Source organism: Kamptonema formosum PCC 10802 (assembly GCF_000332335.1).
Classification (GTDB): domain Bacteria; phylum Cyanobacteriota; class Cyanobacteriia; order Cyanobacteriales; family Oscillatoriaceae; genus Oscillatoria.
On record NZ_KB235948.1, the window covers coordinates 2155232 to 2173698 of the forward strand.

Annotated in this window: 12 protein-coding genes; 5 read left to right on the plus strand and 7 right to left on the minus strand. The window is 55.2% G+C overall.

The window, feature by feature from the left end:
• Positions 1–188: 188 nt before the first annotated feature.
• On the plus strand, positions 189–1355 hold the full coding sequence (locus OSC10802_RS0109170; protein ID WP_017716483.1) for a nucleotidyltransferase family protein: 1167 nt from the start codon (positions 189–191) through the stop codon (positions 1353–1355).
• A gap of 161 nt (positions 1356–1516) precedes the next feature.
• Here the strand turns inward: OSC10802_RS0109170 and OSC10802_RS0109175 are convergent, their stop codons facing one another.
• Both OSC10802_RS0109175 and OSC10802_RS0109180 read right to left on the minus strand, forming a co-directional pair.
• The gene (locus OSC10802_RS0109175) at positions 1517–2308 is read right to left on the minus strand and encodes a TspO-related membrane protein (protein ID WP_017716484.1); all 792 of its coding nucleotides are present in this window, start codon (positions 2306–2308) and stop codon (positions 1517–1519) included.
• A gap of 359 nt (positions 2309–2667) precedes the next feature.
• Complete coding sequence (locus tag OSC10802_RS0109180; protein ID WP_017716485.1) at positions 2668–4884, minus strand: AAA family ATPase; 2217 nt, start codon at positions 4882–4884, stop codon at positions 2668–2670.
• Between the two features lie 273 nt (positions 4885–5157).
• Here OSC10802_RS0109180 and OSC10802_RS0109185 point away from each other — a divergent pair, with 273 nt between their 5' ends.
• The 3 genes from OSC10802_RS0109185 to OSC10802_RS0109195 all read left to right on the plus strand — a co-directional run bounded on the left by OSC10802_RS0109185 (position 5158) and on the right by OSC10802_RS0109195 (position 9329).
• The gene (locus OSC10802_RS0109185; RefSeq protein WP_017716486.1) at positions 5158–7044 is read left to right on the plus strand and encodes an aminopeptidase P family protein; all 1887 of its coding nucleotides are present in this window, start codon (positions 5158–5160) and stop codon (positions 7042–7044) included.
• A gap of 89 nt (positions 7045–7133) precedes the next feature.
• Entirely contained in the window at positions 7134–8216 is a 1083-nt protein-coding gene (locus OSC10802_RS0109190; RefSeq protein ID WP_017716487.1) for a threonine aldolase family protein, read from the plus strand.
• Positions 8217–8327: 111 nt separating this feature from the next.
• Entirely contained in the window at positions 8328–9329 is a 1002-nt protein-coding gene (locus tag OSC10802_RS0109195) for a YhdH/YhfP family quinone oxidoreductase (RefSeq protein WP_017716488.1), read from the plus strand.
• A gap of 64 nt (positions 9330–9393) precedes the next feature.
• Here the strand turns inward: OSC10802_RS0109195 and OSC10802_RS49320 are convergent, their stop codons facing one another.
• Positions 9394–9606 (minus strand): hypothetical protein, encoded by a 213-nt coding sequence (locus OSC10802_RS49320; RefSeq protein WP_155967496.1) that lies wholly within the window; start codon positions 9604–9606, stop codon positions 9394–9396.
• A gap of 113 nt (positions 9607–9719) precedes the next feature.
• Between OSC10802_RS49320 and OSC10802_RS0109200 the strand changes: the two genes are divergently transcribed.
• Entirely contained in the window at positions 9720–12203 is a 2484-nt protein-coding gene (locus tag OSC10802_RS0109200) for an ATP-dependent Clp protease ATP-binding subunit (protein WP_017716489.1), read from the plus strand.
• A 124-nt stretch (positions 12204–12327) separates the two neighbouring features.
• On the opposite strand, the gene OSC10802_RS0109205 is transcribed toward OSC10802_RS0109200, so the two are convergent.
• The 4 genes from OSC10802_RS0109205 to speA form a co-directional block, all read right to left on the minus strand.
• Positions 12328–13062, minus strand: a complete 735-nt coding sequence (locus OSC10802_RS0109205) for a glutathione peroxidase (protein ID WP_017716490.1) — start codon at positions 13060–13062, stop codon at positions 12328–12330.
• Between the two features lie 704 nt (positions 13063–13766).
• Positions 13767–14756, minus strand: coding sequence for an ARPP-1 family domain-containing protein (locus OSC10802_RS0109210; RefSeq protein ID WP_017716491.1), 990 nt, complete (start codon positions 14754–14756; stop codon positions 13767–13769).
• Positions 14738–16096, minus strand: a complete 1359-nt coding sequence (locus OSC10802_RS0109215; protein WP_017716492.1) for a hypothetical protein — start codon at positions 16094–16096, stop codon at positions 14738–14740. The genes OSC10802_RS0109210 and OSC10802_RS0109215 overlap by 19 nt, the downstream gene beginning before the upstream one ends.
• A 204-nt stretch (positions 16097–16300) precedes the next feature.
• Positions 16301–18310, minus strand: a complete 2010-nt coding sequence (gene speA, locus OSC10802_RS0109220; RefSeq protein ID WP_017716493.1) for a biosynthetic arginine decarboxylase — start codon at positions 18308–18310, stop codon at positions 16301–16303.
• Positions 18311–18467 lie beyond the last annotated feature (157 nt).

Below are 18467 nucleotides of genomic sequence, written 5' to 3' on the forward strand. Positions count from 1 at the left end.
GGAGAATGCAGCCAGTGAGAAAATATTTCCATTCCCACCAGAGGGACTCACACCAACCCTATTGCCAGCGCTTAATAGGATAGCACATTCCCCGGCACAGGTGGCAGGCCGCAGAGAGTAAAAACCGCTATAACAGTTAACGCTCGATTGACTAAAATAGATTCGCCCAAGGTCAAAAATAAATGTCGATGAAAGCCATGATCCTGGCGGCTGGGAAGGGAACCCGCGTCCGTCCAATTACCTACACCATTCCCAAGCCGATGATTCCCATCCTGCAAAAGCCAGTGATGGAGTTTTTAGTTGAGCTGCTGCGCTCACACGGGTTTGACCAAATTATGGTCAACGTCAGTCACCTAGCCAATGAAATAGAAAACTATTTCCGCGACGGTCAGCGGTTTGGGGTGCAGATTGCCTATTCCTTTGAAGGTCAAATTGTGGAGGGGGAACTGATTGGGGAGGCGGTAGGGTCTGCCGGCGGGATGCGGCGCATCCAGGACTTCAACCCGTTCTTTGACGGCACGTTTGTGGTGATGTGCGGGGACGCCCTGATAGACCTGGACTTAACAGAAGCCGTCAAGTGGCACAAACAGAAAGGGTCGATCGCGACGGTGATCATGAAATCCGTCCCGCGAGAGGAAGTCTCCAGCTACGGGGTTGTGGTGACAGACGCAACAGACAAAATCGTCGCCTTCCAAGAAAAGCCCTCCGTCGCAGAAGCCCTCAGCACCAACATCAACACCGGCATTTACATCTTTGAGCCAGAAGTGATCGACTACATCCCCTCTGGCCAGATCTACGACATCGGCAGCGAACTTTTCCCCCATTTGGTGAACATAGGGGCACCTTTCTACGGCATTGCGATGGACTTCCAGTGGGTGGATATTGGCAAAGTCCCAGACTACTGGCGGGCGGTGCAAGACGTGCTGCTGGGAAAAATCAAAAATGTGGCGATTCCCGGCAAAGAAGTGGCTCCCGGCATCTACACCGGCATCAATGTTGCCGTCAACTGGGACAAAGTGCACATCTCCGGGCCGGTTTACATCGGCGGCATGACCCGCATTGAAGATGGGGCGAAGATTGTAGGACCCACCTATATCGGCCCCAACTGCTGCATCTGCAGTGGGGCGACTGTGGAGAACAGCGTGATTTTTGAATACTCCCGTTTGGGACAGGGGGCGCGACTGGTAGACAAGCTCGTTTTCGGTCGCTACTGCATTGACAAAACCGGCGAAAATATTGACCTGCAGGCGGCGGCGCTGGACTGGCTGATTACCGACGTCCGCAAAACCATGCCGTCCCAACCGCCGGCGGAACGGCAAGCGATCGCCGAACTTCTCGGCACTGAGGCGAATTAGCTGCTAGGGCGGAGCGCCTGAAACGGGCTCGCCGGTAACAAAGGTAGGGGCGCGCTTTGTCCCCTCGTTTCCAGCCTCAGGCTGGAAACGCCCCTTTAGAGGCTCTGCCTCGTTTCTGGAACAAGCAGCATTATTAATTAGCCTAACAGCCTAACTTACAATCAGTTTGAAGAGAGCTGTCTCCGAACGGATAAGCCCCTGAACAGCGCCAAAAGAACCGCCAGCGCCAGACTCAAAGCCGCACCCAAAATTAAGGGTTGAGATGCCTGCCGCACAGCGATGCCAATATAAGCCCAGACTGTCACTAGCGCGTAGGCAATATCCGCGCTGCCAAAGGCAATGTTTGCCGCAATGGCTGCCCCCACGGCCATCACCAGCACCGTCCATATTGGAGCGCCGGCACCCCAACCGTTCCAACCCAAACTGTAGAGCGCTATCGCCACATTCACAATGGTTGCCACACAAATCCAGGCTAAATAAATGCTCAAGGGAACGCGCACAAACCACTTCTCAGCGCGGGAGACTCGCTGCGGGGCAATTCCCAGCCGCAGGTAAAGTGCGATCAGCGGGAGCAAAATCCCCAGCATCGCCACAACAGAGAGTGGGAACAGCCGGTACTGGAAGAGAAACACCCAGACAATCTGCGACAGGCTCGCCACGGCTAAAAGGTAGCCGGTGCGCCGCAGCAGGGGATTTTGCCACTGCGCCGGCAGTACCTGATAAATCCCAAAGGCAATCAGCCCCAAATAAATCAGCCCCCAAATGGCAAAGGTATAGTTAGCTGGAATTATCTGAACCTCGCTGAAGAATCGGTTGGAAATCGCACCAATCGAAAGCCCGTTTATCGGCGCGATGTTGGCTAAAATATTCACACCAAAGGCAGCTAGAATCGCCATCAGATTGGCGAATGACCGGAGAGTGTCGGAGTTGAGAAATTGAGACGACTGTTTCACGGTTTTGCGATTTTGGATTTTGGATTTTGGATTTTGGATTTTGGATTTTGGATTGAAAGAACAAAAATACTAAGCTGTTAGGCTTTTAACCTGCTTTTCTCTTGAAAGGAGGCAGAGCCTCCAGAGGGCGTTCCCAGCCTGAGGCTGGGAACGAGGGAAACGAGGGAAATGAACCTCTGAGCTCGAACGGTGGACCTCAGAGCTCGAACGGTGGAGACAGTAGTGTTGCGCCCGGCGCAACGCACCCCAAGAGCTAGAGCGTTTTTCATATGAGTGAGGTGCGACCCGGTTTCTTTAAGAAAGCGGGTTTCTTATGCGCACTCGATCCAGCTGAAAACCGCTATAACCTGACGGAACAGTCAGCGATGCGCCCGCACAAAGGCAATCGAACTCTCCCAAATGACAGTTTGATTGCGCAAGTGCCGGCTGAAGATGTCTTTCACAGTCATAACTTCAGCTTCTGAGAGACTGCGAGATAGATGCGCTGCGTAAGTCGGGCGCGTGCCGGCACTCGCAAACCAGCGCTCCAGCAAAGCCGGCGTGATGTGCGTGTGTGTGGTTGAGCGCGAAATCTCCATTTCAACAGCCAAACCGGCAGCCTCGAAAGCAGCGCACAAGTCGCCCGCATCCCAGTTCACCAGGGGATCTGACTCGCTGGCGTAGATAGCCTCTTCCGCAACAGCGAGGCGCTGGTACAAATCCGCATCCAGCCCGTGAGAATCCAGCAAGCGGTAGAGCCGCTGCGTGTGGCGGGGAACCGTCTCCGCCAGCACAATAATTCCGTCTGGCTGCAGGAATTTAGCAACCTGACGCACCCTCTCTATTTTATCACATTCTTGCAGCAGTGCGTTGCGCCCGATTATGCGGTCAAATTGCACGCCGGCTGCCTGTTCTGCTAATATATTCGGCAGCTCAGTTAAGCCGGCTTTCAGCACTGCAGGGCGCATTAATTCGGGGAGCGCCAACCCTTGTTCGAGCAAGGCGCTGGCATCATTTGGTGTGCGAACTGCGGCATAAATTCCGCCTTCTGGCGAGCGGCGTATTGCTTCCCAAGTGAGCAAACCGCTGGCGGCGTTGAGGTCTAAGATGAGATGGTGGCGCTGGGGTTCAGCGAGTGCGAATATGCGCTCGCGCACAGTGGCTAACTGTTCGCCAACTTGAGAGAGGGTGCGCTGCAGCCAGCGGTCAACTGTTGGGGCGGCTGTGCTGTAAGTCAGCACCTCTGCCGGTGCGACACCGGCACCTTCAACTAAAGCAGCGAGTTGCGCTTCGCGCCGGCGAGCGACTTGCGCGGCAATTTCGCCTTCAAACCCTTGAGTTGATGGCTGGTAAAATACCTGTCCTTGCAAGCTTGCCGGCAGATATTGCTGAGCGATCCAGCCATCGCGGTAAGCGTGCGGGTAGAGATAGCCGGCTCCGTGCCCAAATCCTTTTTTATCGCGGTTGGCATCCTTTAAGTGCGCCGGCACTTCCGATTCTGCCTCTCTCTCAACAGCAGCCAGAGCGTCAAAAAAGCCCATAACGCTGTTAGATTTAGGGGCGGTTGCCAGATAGAGAGCGGCTTGCGCTAAATGATAGCGCCCTTCTGGCATCCCCACGCGGTCAAATGCCTGGGCGCAGGCATTAATCACCGGCACTGCACTGGGCTCAGCCAGCCCGACATCCTCACTGGCGAGAATTAACATCCGCCGCAAGATAAAGCGCGGATCTTCACCGGCATACACCATTTTTGCCAGCCAGTACAGCGCGGCATCTGGGTCAGATCCTCGCAAACTTTTGATAAAAGCGCTGATGGTGTCAAAGTGAGCGTCTCCTTCTTTGTCGTACAAAACAGCGCGTTGCTGGATGGATTCCTCGGCGACGTCGAGGGTGATGTGAGTGATGCCGGCGGCGTCGGGCGGGGTTGTTTCTACTGCCAATTCTAGCGCATTGAGCAGGGAGCGAGCGTCGCCACCGGCAACATTAACCAGATGAGCGAGAGCGTCAGAATCAACCCGCACTTTCAGCTTGCCATACCCCCGTTCTGCGTCAGCGAGAGTTTGCTCCGCAACCCGGTACAGATCCGCCTCATTCAGTGGCTTGAGCTGGAAGAGGCGCGACCGGCTGACGAGGGCTTTGTTCACCTCAAAGTAAGGATTTTCTGTCGTCGCGCCGATCAGGGTGACTGTACCGTTTTCCACCCAGGGGAGCAAGGCGTCTTGCTGGGATTTGTTGAAGCGGTGCACTTCATCCACAAAAAGAATCGTGCGCTGGCTGTTTTTCTTGCGCCGCTCGCGGGCGGTTTCGATGGCATCGCGAATCTCTTTCACGCCGGAGAGGACGGCATTAATGGCGATGAAGTGAGCGCGGGTTGTGTTGGCAATAATGCGGGCGAGCGTGGTTTTGCCGGTGCCCGGAGGACCGGAGAAAATCAGTGAGGAAAGTTGGTCGGCTTGAATGGCGCGGCGCAACAAGCGCCCCACACCCAGGATGTGGTCTTGACCGACAAATTCATCCAGAGTGCGGGGGCGCATGCGGGCTGCGAGCGGGGCTTCTTTTTCGGCGAGTTTTAGGTTGTAGTGTTCAAATAAGTCCATAGGAAGTTGGGGTAGATTTTAACCGCCAAGACGCCAAGAGCGCCAAGGGAAGAAAGGAGAGAGATGTTTGAGAAATCATTTGGATCTGCTGCTGGCCAAAAATCTGCTCCTCTTTCTTCTTGGCGTCTCTTCACGGGGGCGGTTCACCACCCCCGCCCCGGCTTGTCGCGAGACACCTGTCCAGCAAGTTTGGGGCGGGGGTTGTAAATTTTGAGGCAAAGTGCTATAACTTAAATCATAATTACTCACCATTCGCACGATCGGTTCCCGTTTATGGCATCGCTAGACCTTGTAAAGCCTCAGACTGCTAAGAGAGAGCTAATCGGGGAGAAGCTGACTGAGTTGCGCTCTCTGATGGCGGCTCAGCAGCTGGATGGCTACTTGATTCCCTCGGCTGACGAACATTTGAATGAGTATCTCCCGGAAGCGAAACAGCGGCGAGCTTGGGTGAGTGGCTTCACCGGCTCGGCTGGAGATTTTCTCGTGGGGCTTCAGGGCGCTTGGCTGTTTGTCGATTCCCGCTACTACGAGCAAGCGGATCTGGAGGTCGATCCGTCGCTGATTCAGGTTTCCAAGGTGGGGCGGGAAGGTGAAAAAACTTTGGCAGAAACCTTGGAAGCTTTGGGAGAGGAGGCGGTGAAAAATCAAACGGTTTTCCGCTTGGGATTCGATCCGTTTGCGGTTGCGCTTGAGGAATACCGCCGGCTGAAAAAGCAGCTGGAACCGGCAGGAGTGGAACTGGTGCCGGTGGCGGAAAACTTAGTGGACCGGGTTCGCAGCCAAAGTCTCTGGGCGGAGTCCGATCCCGTACCGGCGTGCGGGAACTCGCCGGTTTTCCGCGTGCCGGTGGAGCTCACCGGCGAAACGGCACAGCAGAAAGTAGGTCGGGTTCGGGAAGCCATGAAAAAGGCTAAAACCGATATCCTCCCCATCACTAAACTTGATCAAGTGGCTTGGCTGTTTAACCTGCGGGGTTGGGATATTCCCTACAATCCGGTGTTCATCGCTTACACTATTATAACACACAGTGAAGTCTTCCTGTTTACCAATTTGGAAAGAATCGGCGGGGAGATTCACGAAGATCTCAAGAACACCGTCACCCTGCAGCCTTACGAGCGGTACGGAGAGATGCTGATCGATCTGGTTTCGCAGTCGCAGGGGCTGCGGGTGCTGCTCGATGCCAAACACTCGACAGCAGGCACATACCGGCTGCTGGAAGGAAAGGCTAAAATTGTAGAAGCCGCCAATCCGATTGAGGGGATGAAGGCGCGGAAAAATGCGGTGGAAGTCGATCAGATGCGGCGGGCAAACCTGAAGGCGAGTCGCGCTAAGGTGCGCACTTTGAAGTGGGTGCGGGACCGGCTCAACGGCGGGCAAACCGTGACTGAGCTAGACGTGGCGAGAGCAGTCGAGGGGTTCTATCGAGAGGAAGCGGGATTTCAGGGGTTGAGCTTTAATACAATTGCGGGTGCCGGTGCCAACAGTTCTATTGTGCACTACGGCACGCCCAGCCCGGATGAGGCGCTAAAACCGGGGGAATTCCTGCTGCTGGATTCGGGGGCGCAGTATTTAGGGGGCACGACAGACGCCACAAGAACAATCGTTGTGGGAGAGCCAAATGCAGAGCAGATTTTTCGCTATACTGAGGTGCTGAAAGCACACATTAACTGCGCGATGCAGCGGTTTCCCAAAGGCACTTCGGGAGTGCAGCTCGATGGGATTACTCGCGCTGGAATGTGGCTGGAGGGACTGGATTTCGGGCACGGAACCGGACACGGCGTGGGAGCATTTTTGAATGTCCACGAAGGGCCAAACGGGATTAGCAAGCGGGCGCAAGAAGCGCTGGAACCGGGGATGGTGACTAGCATTGAACCCGGTTTTTACCAGCCAGGATGGGGGGGGATCCGCATTGAGAACCTCTATGTGGTGGTCGATTTGTCCGCAGGAAATGGCGCGCAACCGGCAGCCGGTGAGACGCCGTGGTACGGGTTTGAATCCCTCACCTACATTCCCTTTGATAAGCGGCTGATCGATTTAAACCGGCTCGAATCCCGGCACCGGCAGTGGCTGGAGCGCTATAATACTGCTATTGTCGAAAAGCTGGCTCCCGCACTAGAATCAGAAGCAGCGGACTGGTTGAAAGAAGCTTGCAGCTTTTAAGCCTGCCGGCACGCAGAGGGTTTAAGAAACCGGGTTTCTTTAAGAAACCCGGTTTCTGAAGACGAGCGAGATTTAAACGAGAGTTAGCAATGAATTTTTGCAGCGATAATGTCACCGGCGTAGCGCCGGAAATCATGGCAGCACTGGTTGCGGCGAATGCCGGCGCAGCCATGCCTTACGGGAATGATGAGTGCACGGAGCGACTGCAAGCCAAATTTTCGGAACTGTTCGAGACAGAGGTGACGGTTTTTCCTGTCGCAACCGGCTCTGCAGCAAATGCCCTTTGTTTGTCGGTGATGGCACCGCCTTTCGGTGCGATTTACTGCCATGCGGAGTCGCATATCAACCTCGATGAGTGCGGCGCGCCAGAATTTTACACCGGCGGGGCGAAGTTGGTGGCGCTTCCTGGCGCTCGCGGCAAAATTGACGCCGCTGATTTGGATCGGGCGCTCAAGAAAGCCGGTGCCGGTGTCGTGCATCACGTTCAGCCGGCTGCGGTGAGTTTAACACAAGCGACTGAAGCCGGCACGGTGTACAGCCCTGAGGAAATCCGCCAAATTTCTGAAGTAGCTCGCACTCACAAATTGAGGCTGCATGTTGACGGCGCTCGCTTCGCCAATGCTGTTGCCAGTTTGGGGTGCGCTCCCGCAGACATTACTTGGCGTGCCGGTGTTGACGCCCTCTCTTTTGGGGCGACGAAAAACGGCGCGATGGCGGCAGAAGCCGTCGTGTTTTTCAACCATAACTTATCAAAAACATTCGCCTACCGGCGCAAGCGCAGCGGGCATTTATTTTCCAAAATGCGGTTTCTTTCTGCGCAGCTAGAAGCTTACATTGCGGACGATCTGTGGTTGAATAACGCCCGTCACGCCAATCAAATGGCAGCCAGTATGGCAGCGAAACTCGCCAAACTTCCGGGAGCGAAACTCTGCCAGCCGGTGGAAGCCAACGAAATCTTTATTGAACTGCCAGAAGCTGTTATTGAAGGGCTTCTCGCCGAGGGGTTCCAGTTTTACCGCTGGGAGGGAGAAGACTCAACTCTGCTGCGCATCGTCACTGCTTTCAATACGAAGAAAGAAGATGTCGCCGCTTTTGTAGAAGCGGCTGAGCGTTACGCACTCGGCAAACCCCACCCCCTAACTCCCTCCCCGCCGGCGGGGAGGGGAAAATGACGTAGAACAGGCGTCTCGCCTATCCTACAGAAGGGGAAATCCTCGTTCCCAGGCTCCGCCTGGGAAAGAAAAAAGGAGGCTCTGCCTCCATTTTACAAGAAGCCTATTAAAATGAGAAAAGAGACATTTAAAGCCTTCCTCGTCACCCAGACAGAGAGGGGTCAGTTTCACACCGGCATGGCAGAAAAAACCTGGGACGATCTCCCCGCAGGTGACGTTCTAATTCGCGTTCACTACTCATCTTTGAACTACAAAGACGCGCTCTCAGCCACCGGGCAACCCGGAGTCACCAAAAAGTTCCCCCACGTTCCGGGAATCGATGCCGCCGGCACCGTTATCAGCAGTGCGTCACCCCAGTTTCACGAAACTCAAGAAGTGACTGTCACCGGCTTCGATTTGGGAATGAACACTTGGGGGGGATTTGCCGAATACATTCGCGTTCCTGCTGAGTGGGTGGTGCCCCTCCCCCAGGGGCTAACGCTGAGGGAAAGCATGATTTTCGGAACTGCCGGTTTTACTGCAGCGCTCTGTACCGACGCCCTAGAGCAAAACAGCATTACTCCCGCAGCGGGAGAGATTTTGGTAACGGGAGCCACGGGGGGAGTGGGCAGTATGGCTGTTGCTATTCTAGCAAAAATAGGCTATTCAGTTGCAGCCGCAACCGGAAAGAAATCGCAGCATTCCTACCTGATGTCGCTGGGAGCGTCCTCAGTCCTATCCAGGGAGGAAGTGGATGATAAGAGCGGCAAACCGCTGCTGAAAGAGCGTTGGGCTGGAGCAGTCGATAGTGTGGGAGGAAATATCTTAGCGACGGCTGTCAAAAGCGCAAAATATAGCGGATGTGTCGCCGCCTGCGGTTTGGTGAGCGGGGCGGACTTAGTGACGACTGTTTACCCTTTCATCCTGCGGGGCGTGCGCCTAATCGGCATCGATTCCGCTAAATGTCCGGCATCAAAGCGCTTGGCAATCTGGGAAAAGCTAGCGGGGGATTGGAAACCTGCCGGTTTGGAGGAGATGGTGACTGCTATCACCCTGGAGGAGTTACCGGAAAAGATTGACGCCATCCTGAAAGGAGAGACTGTCGGGCGCGTCTTAGTTGCGCTGGCTGGATGAGCCATTGAGAAACCCGGTTTCTTAAAGAAACCGGGTTGCTGGCAGGCAGTTTAAATTGTTACAATTAGAGTGTGGCGATCGGACAGGTTACGAAAAATGAACCCTCATCTCTTTCTCCGCCTCCCCGCACGCGGGGAGGGGGTTGGGGGGTGGGGTTCATCCCCGGAATATGCAACGTCCATTCGCCCCGATCGTGCGGCAAATACCCCTGACTGTTACGGCTCTCCTCACTGCCACCGCCGGCTGCCCACAGATACATTAAATCAAGGAAGCGCACAAAACTTTCCAGCCCGGATTTTTGTGACTCTCCTGCGGGTTCCTTTGTGGGGGGACTGAGAAGCCGGCATCCGGATATCAGCTGCCAGAAAAATAGTAGAATAGGAATTAGCCATGTTTGAACGGTTCACGGATAAAGCCATTAAAGTGATTCTGCTCTCGCAAGAAGAAGCCCGTCGCTTGGGGCACAACTTCGTGGGAACAGAACAAATCCTTCTAGGTATAATTGGCGAAGGAACCAGCAACGCCGCCCAAGTGCTGAGCGAGCAGGGAGTCAACCTGAGAAAGGCGCGGATTGAAGTAGAAAAAATCATTGGCAGGGGTGCCGGTTCCGCCCGCGCCCAAATTCCTTTCACTCCCCGCGCCAAGAACATTTTCGAGCTATCCCTGCAAGAAGCTAGCCAGAATGGGCACAACTACGTCGCCCCCGAACACCTCCTCCTGGCGCTGCTTGAGGATGCCAGAGGCGTGGCAGCAAAAGTGCTGGAAAACTTCGGCGCTGACACAGAAAATGTGCGGGCTCAACTGATTGAAAAACTCCCGGAAGTCTTGGCCGTTCCCGCTGGCGCAAGCAGCAGCAGCAACAGCAATATTAACAGCCGCCCACCCCTACCCACCCTGGATGAATTTGGCACCAATCTCACAAAATTGGCAGCCGAGGGCAAACTTGACCCCGTTGTCGGACGCGAGACGGAAATCGATCGGGTGATTCAAATTCTGTGCCGGCGCACCAAAAACAATCCGGTGTTAATTGGGGAGCCCGGCGTGGGCAAAACCGCCATTGCCGAAGGTCTAGCCCAGCGCATTGCCAGCAAAAATATCCCCGAACTCCTGGAAGACAAACAAGTCATCGCCCTGGATATGGGAGCGCTGATTGCCGGCACAAAGTTGCGCGGTGAATTCGAGGAGCGCCTCAAGGCAATTGTCGAAGAAATCCGCGCTGCCGGCAACATCATCCTGGCAATAGATGAAATCCACACCCTGATCGGTGCCGGTGGCGCAGAAGGGGGGATGGATGCCGCCAACATGCTCAAACCGGCACTCGCCAGAGGCGAATTGCAGTGTCTCGGCGCAACCACCCTCGACGAGTACCGCAAGCACATTGAGCGAGACGCAGCCCTAGAGCGCCGCTTCCAGCCGGTGAGAGTAGGCGAGCCCAGTGTTGAAGAAACCCTTGAAATTCTCAAAGGTTTGCGCTCAACCTACGAGCGGCACCACAAAATCAAAATCGCCGACGACGCCCTCGAAGCCGCTGCGAAACTCTCAGCCCAGTATATTGCCGACCGGTTCTTACCCGACAAAGCAATTGACCTGATTGATGAAGCCGGCTCTCGCGTCCGCCTGCGGAATTACCAAGTGCCACCGGCAGTCAAGAAACTGAAGCGAGAGCTCGCCAAAGTCACCCAACAAAAAGAAGAAGCCGCCCGCGAGCAAGACTTTGAAAAAGCCGCCAATTTGCGCGACCGAGAGCGACAAATTAAAGCTGAACTTGAAGCCGGCGCTCACCAGCCGAAAACAGCAGAACCCCCCACCGTCACCTCAGAAGACATCGCCCAAATTGTTGCCAGCTGGACAGGCGTGCCGGTGAGCAAGCTGACAGAATCCGAATCTGAAATGCTCCTGCACCTGGAAGACACCCTGCACCGGCGTCTCATTGGCCAGCAAGAAGCAGTCAAAGCCGTTTCTCGCGCCATTCGCCGAGCCCGAGTTGGCTTGAAAAACCCCAACCGGCCCATCGCCAGCTTCCTCTTTTCTGGCCCAACAGGCGTCGGCAAAACCGAACTCGCCAAAGCCCTTTCTGCTTATTTCTTCGGTTCCGAAGACGCCATGATTCGGCTCGACATGTCCGAATTCATGGAGCGGCACACCGTCTCCAAACTCATTGGCTCCCCTCCCGGATTCGTAGGTTATGAAGAAGGCGGCCAGCTAACAGAAGCCGTGCGCCGGCGTCCTTACACCGTAGTGCTGCTCGACGAAATCGAAAAAGCCCACCCCGACGTCTTCAACATGCTCCTGCAAATCCTTGAAGACGGACGGCTCACTGATGCCAAAGGCCGCACTGTCAGCTTCAAAAACACGCTGATCATTATGACCTCAAACATCGGTTCCAGCGTCATTGCCAAAGGCGGCGGCGGCTTCGGTTTCGAGTCCGCCTCCCCCCAAGAAGACGCCCAGCACAGCCGCATTCGCTCCCTGGTAAACGAAGAACTCAAGCAGTATTTCCGCCCAGAACTTCTCAACCGGCTCGACGAGATTATCGTCTTCCGCCAGCTGACAAAACAAGAGGTCAAGGAAATCGCAGAAATTCTGCTGCGCGATGTCACAAGTCGCCTGTTAGAGCGGGGAATGACCTTAAACGTTACCGAACGCTTCAAAGATCGCTTAGTCAAAGAAGGGTACGACCCCAACTTCGGAGCCAGACCTTTGCGGCGAGCAATTGTGCGCCTCTTAGAAGATGTCCTAGCCGAAGAAATCTTAGCCGGTGGCATCAAAGAAGGCGACAGCGCCACTGTCGATGTGGATGAAACCGGTAAAGTCCAGATAGTGCCGGCACCTTCCCCGCGAGAAAGCGCCCCGCAATTCGCCCTCAGCCGTTAAATCGGACAGTAAAAAAACCCGGTTTCTTAAAGAAACCGGGTTTTTGGCTTTCGCAGGGTGCTATAGCAGTAGCAACTTAAATTAGGACGTAGGACAGGCGTCTCGCCTGTCCCTATCCCTACTACTACTTCACACCGAAGTAAGCCGCTAGCGCCTCAGAACCGCCAATCAATTTCCCATCAATAAAAACTTGAGGAACAGTTGTCGCCCCTGTAGCAGCGCGCAGAGAGCGAGTGGTAACATGCTTGCCCACAATAATTTGTTCGTAATCCAAACCGTGTTCCGTCAGCATCGCCTTAGCGCGGGCGCAGAACGGACAGCCCTCTTTCGCAAAAAGCGTCACCAATTTCGGCTTCTCGGCATTGGGGTTAATGTAGTTGAGCATCGTGTGAGCGTCAGACACCTTAAAAGGATCGCCCGGCTCCTCTGGCTCAATGAACATTTTTTCAATTACGCCATCCTTCACCAGCATGGAATAGCGCCACGAGCGCTTGCCAAAACCCAGGTTGGCTTTATCAACCAGCATTCCCATGCCTTCAGTAAACTCACCGTTGCCATCAGGAATCAGCTTGACATTTTCTGCCTCCTGACTCTTCGCCCATTCATTCATCACAAAGGCATCATTGACGGAAATGCAGATAATGTCATCCACGCCGTTTTCCTTGAAAATCTTCGCCAGCTCGTTATAACCCGGCAAATGAGTTGACGAACAGGTTGGCGTGAAAGCACCAGGCAAAGAAAACACAACCACAGTCTTGCCGGCAAACAGTTCGTCGGTCGTCACATCTACCCACTGGTTGTTCTGGCGAGTGCGGAAGGTGACGTTGGGAACTCTCTGTCCTTCGCGATTGGGCAACATCAATTTGGCTCCTGGACGAATCAAAGGGTACTGACTGGGACTGACCTTTCTTTTAGCGTAGTCATTATGAGTATGACTTGTCAAGCCGAAGGCTCCCTTATAAGTTTATCTGTACCGAGAGCCGGTCAACTATTAGCCGGTGCAATCATTCGGCGGTGGATTACCGCCGAATGAAGCCGGTGTCTTTTACCCACATCTTGCTATAGCTGTCAATAAGTAATTGCTACTATTCTCTCGTTCCCAGGCTCTGCCTGGGAACGCCCTCTGGAGGCTCTGCCTCCTTTACTGAGAAACCCGGTTTCTTAAAGAAACCGGGTTTCTTATGCCTACTTCATCCAACTGAAAACCGCTATAACAATACCAAAAAGGCCGGAACCCTAAGGCTCCGACCTTTTTAGCAATCGTGATAATTGCTAAGCAGGACTGGCGGCTAGCGCTGCAAACTTCTTTTGCTCCTCGGCAGAGATCAATAAGAGCCGAGGTGAGGAATCGAACCTCAAGCCGGCGCAGACAAAACGCCGGTGCCCCCTTGGCAATAGCTGAACCTAGCACAGTTCCCGCTAAAATCAGGACAGGCGGTTAGCGTGAAGGCGTGCAGCGCCACCTCTAGGGCAGCTTCCCAAATGTGGAATCAGGGGGATTAGCACGCCACACCCAACTCAGTTCCTGATGTCAATTATCATAACACGCGCTTTTCACAACTGTCAAGGTTTTTCCGAAAGAAATTCTGGCTTAGCAAAAAGGGAAGCGCAAACGAGCCGACCGGCATCTTCCACAAACTGGCCCGCAAAATTATTGCCGGTGGCCGTGTGCAGGCGCAGAGAGAGAAAGCGCTCCTCCTCCTGAACCTCAAACTTCTCCGGGGGTGTCTCAGCCAGCTGGGAGCGAATTTTTTCCTGAAATTGCAGCCGGCTTTCATGCAGATTCTCGCGCAGTTCCCCCAGGGTGCGAGCGGGAAAAGGCAGCACCGGATCGGCAGGCTCACCGGCAGCCTTTTTCTCCAAGCGCATCGCCGCACTCCCGTAGCAGAAACACACCAGAGGCATCCAAATTTCCTGGAAATAAGCCGCAGAAGGAGATATCTCCACACCCGCCAACTTGCCCCCAATAAAAAACAGCGCCCCCGTCTGACCTTTCAGCAACTCCAGCCGGCTCTGATATTGCGTCAGATACGCCCGCTGGCGCGTCAGGATCTGCTCCAAGTGCCCCCGGTCCGGCAAGCCAAACTGCCGGTTCAGACGCCCAATCGCATTCCAAAGTTTGCTGTAATCCTTCTGCCCCCGCAATTGCAGCGCCTGAAAGCGCAACTGCACCGGCAGGATAAAAAACCACTGCTCGCGACCTTCCAAATAGCCCCCTTGAGACTGCTGGACGCAGCAAGCATCCTCAAACAGAACCTTCCTGCCGGCAGCAATAAAAGCCGAGCGGCAAAGCGCGTGATTTTGCGCCTGGTCTTGAATATATCCCAGATGCAGCGGAACAATAGCCACGCCAGTTTTGGCGGGATTCGACAGTTCCACTTTCCCATAACCGATAACACCAGACAGCTTCAAACCAGACAGGGGGCTGGCAAATTTGCCATTGCTGTCCGGGCCAAAAATAGGCACAACCGCCATCGCCCCCGACTGCTGCGGCGTCCCAAACTGGTACGGGGAAAGGTCAAATTCCAGAGGAACTAACTTTTGGCAGTCCATACTTTTTCCACCCCCTCGAGTTTTTTCAGCAGATACTGCCGCAATCCCGGCTCGCTCACCTGCCGGCTAGCCATAGAGAACAGCTGGAGCAGCAGCAGCTCAAAATCATCTTCATGCCAGAATTCCAGCTGGGGCAAATCAGGAGCCGGTCGCCGCAAAGACAGGTCATCACTGCTGGTAAACTTGCTGTGGCAAAAAACCACCGGCGTCTCGATACCAACCTGCGGCAAAGTAGCGACAACTCTGGCTAAATCGCCAGGATACAAATTCTCGTACCCGTCAGAAATAATCGCCACCAAATCCGGCTGGCTTTCCAGGGCATCCAGCAGAGCTCCCGCCAGATCGGTATTGCCTTCTGGCGCGGGAAGCCGCCCAGAACCGCCAACCGGAAAGACTCGCACCTCGGTGCAGCATTTTTCCAGCACCAGTTGCAAAGCAACCGACTGCGAGACGCAGCAATATTCCCGCTGGCCATAGCCGCGCGCCGACTCAGAAGCGTCCAGCACCACAGCCAGTTTGCCGGCAAATCGCGGCAGACCGGCGGCGGCTCTGCCCACATAGCCTTGCAAAGCCTCCTGCAGCTCACTCGAAGTCCCGCCCCCGTAGAGGTGAATCAGGGTGGCAGAGATGTCCCCCCGATTGGTAGCGGTGACCGTGGCGGGGCGCTCCCGCACCGGCTGCAACTGCTGGGCATAATTAGCGCCAGCTAGCTTGTACGAGCCGGTGCCCGCTTGTGGCGGGCTGGAGTAAAGAGCGGCAAACACCCGCCTCACCCGCTGGGGATCGCTGGCGTTGCGCAGCAGGTGCCGGCGCAAATAAGCTTCATCCGCCACCGCCCCCGGCGAGAGCATCTTGGCGCAAGCTCGGGCCGTATTTTTCCCCATCGCGTGCTCCAAGCAGTCCACCAGCGCCGGTCGCCGGCAGCCGGCCATATCTTCCAGCTGGGGGTGATTGAGGATATAATTGAGGATTGCTCTCGACGTGTGTTTGTGATTGGCCCGCACTCGCCGCAGCGCCAGAAACACCGCCAGCACTTCGTCTGGGTGCAGCACTTCCAGCAGGAAATTGCTCACCCGGTCCAGGGTGCGGCGGACTTCTGCCGGCTGGCCGGCGCGGGATGAGCGCAGCAACTGGAACAAAATCCGCACCCGCTGCTCGTTGCGCACGGCTTCGTGCGCCGCGAACAGAGCGTAGATTTCGGGATTGAGCTGGTAAACGTCCTGGTGCGGCAACTCGTCGCCCCACTGTGCCGGTGCGCCGTTGCGCCGCAGGATAAACGGTTCGCCGCACTCGCGCAGGTGCTGTAGAAAATTGCCGGCAGTTTGTTTGCTTGCGTACATTTGGCCACCTCCTTGCAACTGGCAGCTCGCCGGTGGTCAAAGCTCTGACACCGGCTTGTAATACATATTAGCACATGCGTATTACACGGCAACCCAGTTTAGGAAAGGTTTCTCCCCAAAGACGTAGGACAGGCGTCCCGCCTGTCCCACGCCTGTCCCACGCCGGTCCTGCGCAAAATCCGGGCTCTCTCCCTAAGCGCCCCATTATGACGACAAGTAAGTGTAGCTGCTCAGACAGCGCTCGTAGTTCTGCACAAGCCGCTGAGCCTCCTGGATGCTAATCCGCCCTTCTTGCAGAGCGTGCTCGGTCTGTTTGCGGATACTTTCAACCAGATCCTCAGAGTCGTACTGGACATAGCCCAGCACTTCTGTCATCGTATCCCCCTTGACAACCTGTTCGATTTGGTAGCCTTTGGGCGTCAGCTGGATGTGCACAACGTTTTCGTTGCCAAACAGATTGTGGAGGGAACCCATGATCTCTTGATAAGCGCCGGCGAGGAACATTGCCAAGTAATAGGGTTCTCCTTGTTTGAGCGGGTGCAATTCCAGCACCGGCTTGACATCCGACTTGTCAATAAACTTGTCGATTTTCCCGTCACTGTCGCAAGTCAAGTCGGCCAGAGTGCCCCGCCGGGTGGGCTCTTCATCGAGCCGGTGAATGGGCATGATAGGAAACAGCTGGTCAATCGCCCAAGTGTCTGGTGCCGATTGAAAGACAGACATATTGACGTAGTAGATAGATGCCATTATATCATCTAAATATTTCAAATCATCATGCACGAACTCCTGCTGGCGGACGATTTCTTGAATTTTGTGGCAGCACGCCCAGTAAAGCCGCTCAGCCCGGGCGCGGTCCCGCAGGCTGAGATAGCCGAAGTTGAACAGGCTAATCGCTTCTTCTTTAAATTGAATCGCGTCGTGGTAAGCTTCCTGGTAGTTGTCGGCGGTAATTGACTGGTAAGTTTCGTAAAGATTGCGCAGGATTAGATGCTCTTTTTCTCCGAGGGGGGGCGGTGTGCCGGCGGGCACCTCGCTCGTACCGAGAACGTCAAAAACTAGCACTGACTGGTGGGATGCCAGAGCCCGACCGCTCTCACTAATTAGGGTCGGTGCCGGCACGGAGCGCTCCTCACACGCTTCTTTTACCTCCGCCACAATGTCATTGGCGTAGTTCTGCATGTTGTAGTTTTTAGAGGCGTAGAAATTCGTCTTAGAGCCGTCGTAGTCTACTGCCAAGCCGCCGCCGACGTCTAGATATTTCATATTGGCTCCTAATTTCGCCAGCTCGACATAAATCTGGCTGGCTTCTCGGATAGCGTCTTTGATGGCGCTAATGGAAGAAATCTGAGAGCCGATGTGGAAGTGCAGCAGCTGCAGTGAGCGCAGCAAGCCGGCGTCTTTGAGTTCGTCCGCCGCCTGGATAATTTCTGGAATCGTCAGGCCAAATTTAGCGCGGTCGCCGGTGGTGCCGGCCCACTGGCCCATCCCCTTGGAGGTGAGCTTGGCGCGGACGCCCACCACCGGCTCGATCCCCAGCCGGCGGCTCGCCTCAATCACCATCTGCACTTCTTCGAGCTGTTCGAGGACAATAATCGCCGTCTGACCGAGGCGAAGGGCCAGCATGGCCGTCTCGATGTATTCTCGGTCTTTGTAGCCGTTGCAGATCAGCAGCGCGCCGGGCGTTTTCAGCGTGGCCATCGCAATCAGCAATTCTGGCTTCGAGCCGGCTTCCAGCCCGAATTGATGGGGCTGGCCAAACCGCACCAGCTCTTCCACCAAGTGCCGGTGCTGGTTGCACTTCACCGGGAAAACGCCGCGATAGACTCCGGGATAGTTGTAGCGGGCGACCGCTTTGGCAAAACAGGCATTCAGCCGCTCAATCCGGTCTTGCAAGATATCGGAAAAGCGGATCAGCAGCGGCAGCCCCAGGTTCCGCTGGCGCAGCGATTCAACCAGTTCGTACAAATCCAGGGAGCCGCCCCGATCGGCTTTGGGCGAAACAGTGACGTGACCTCTGGCATTAATTGAGAAATAAGGCTCCCCCCAGCCGCGAATCCGATACAGTTCCTCGCTTTTCTCTATTGTCCAGGATTTGCGGGTGCCGGCGAGCAGCTCGCGGTGTCCGTTCGCCGGTGGGGCAATTTCCACGCTACCGGGCGATTTGGTTGACAGTTGCTCAAAACCGGCATCAGCGGTGGTTGTTTCCAAACCCATCTAGCAGTGACCTCGCAATGACCTTTAGAGTAGACAGTTTATCGCATCGCCCCTCCGCATAAATGTCGGGGCATGGGGCATGGCGGCGGGCATTGGGGCATGGGGCATTGGGGCATGGGGCATTGGGAAGATTTTCGGCAAGGCGTCATGCCACACC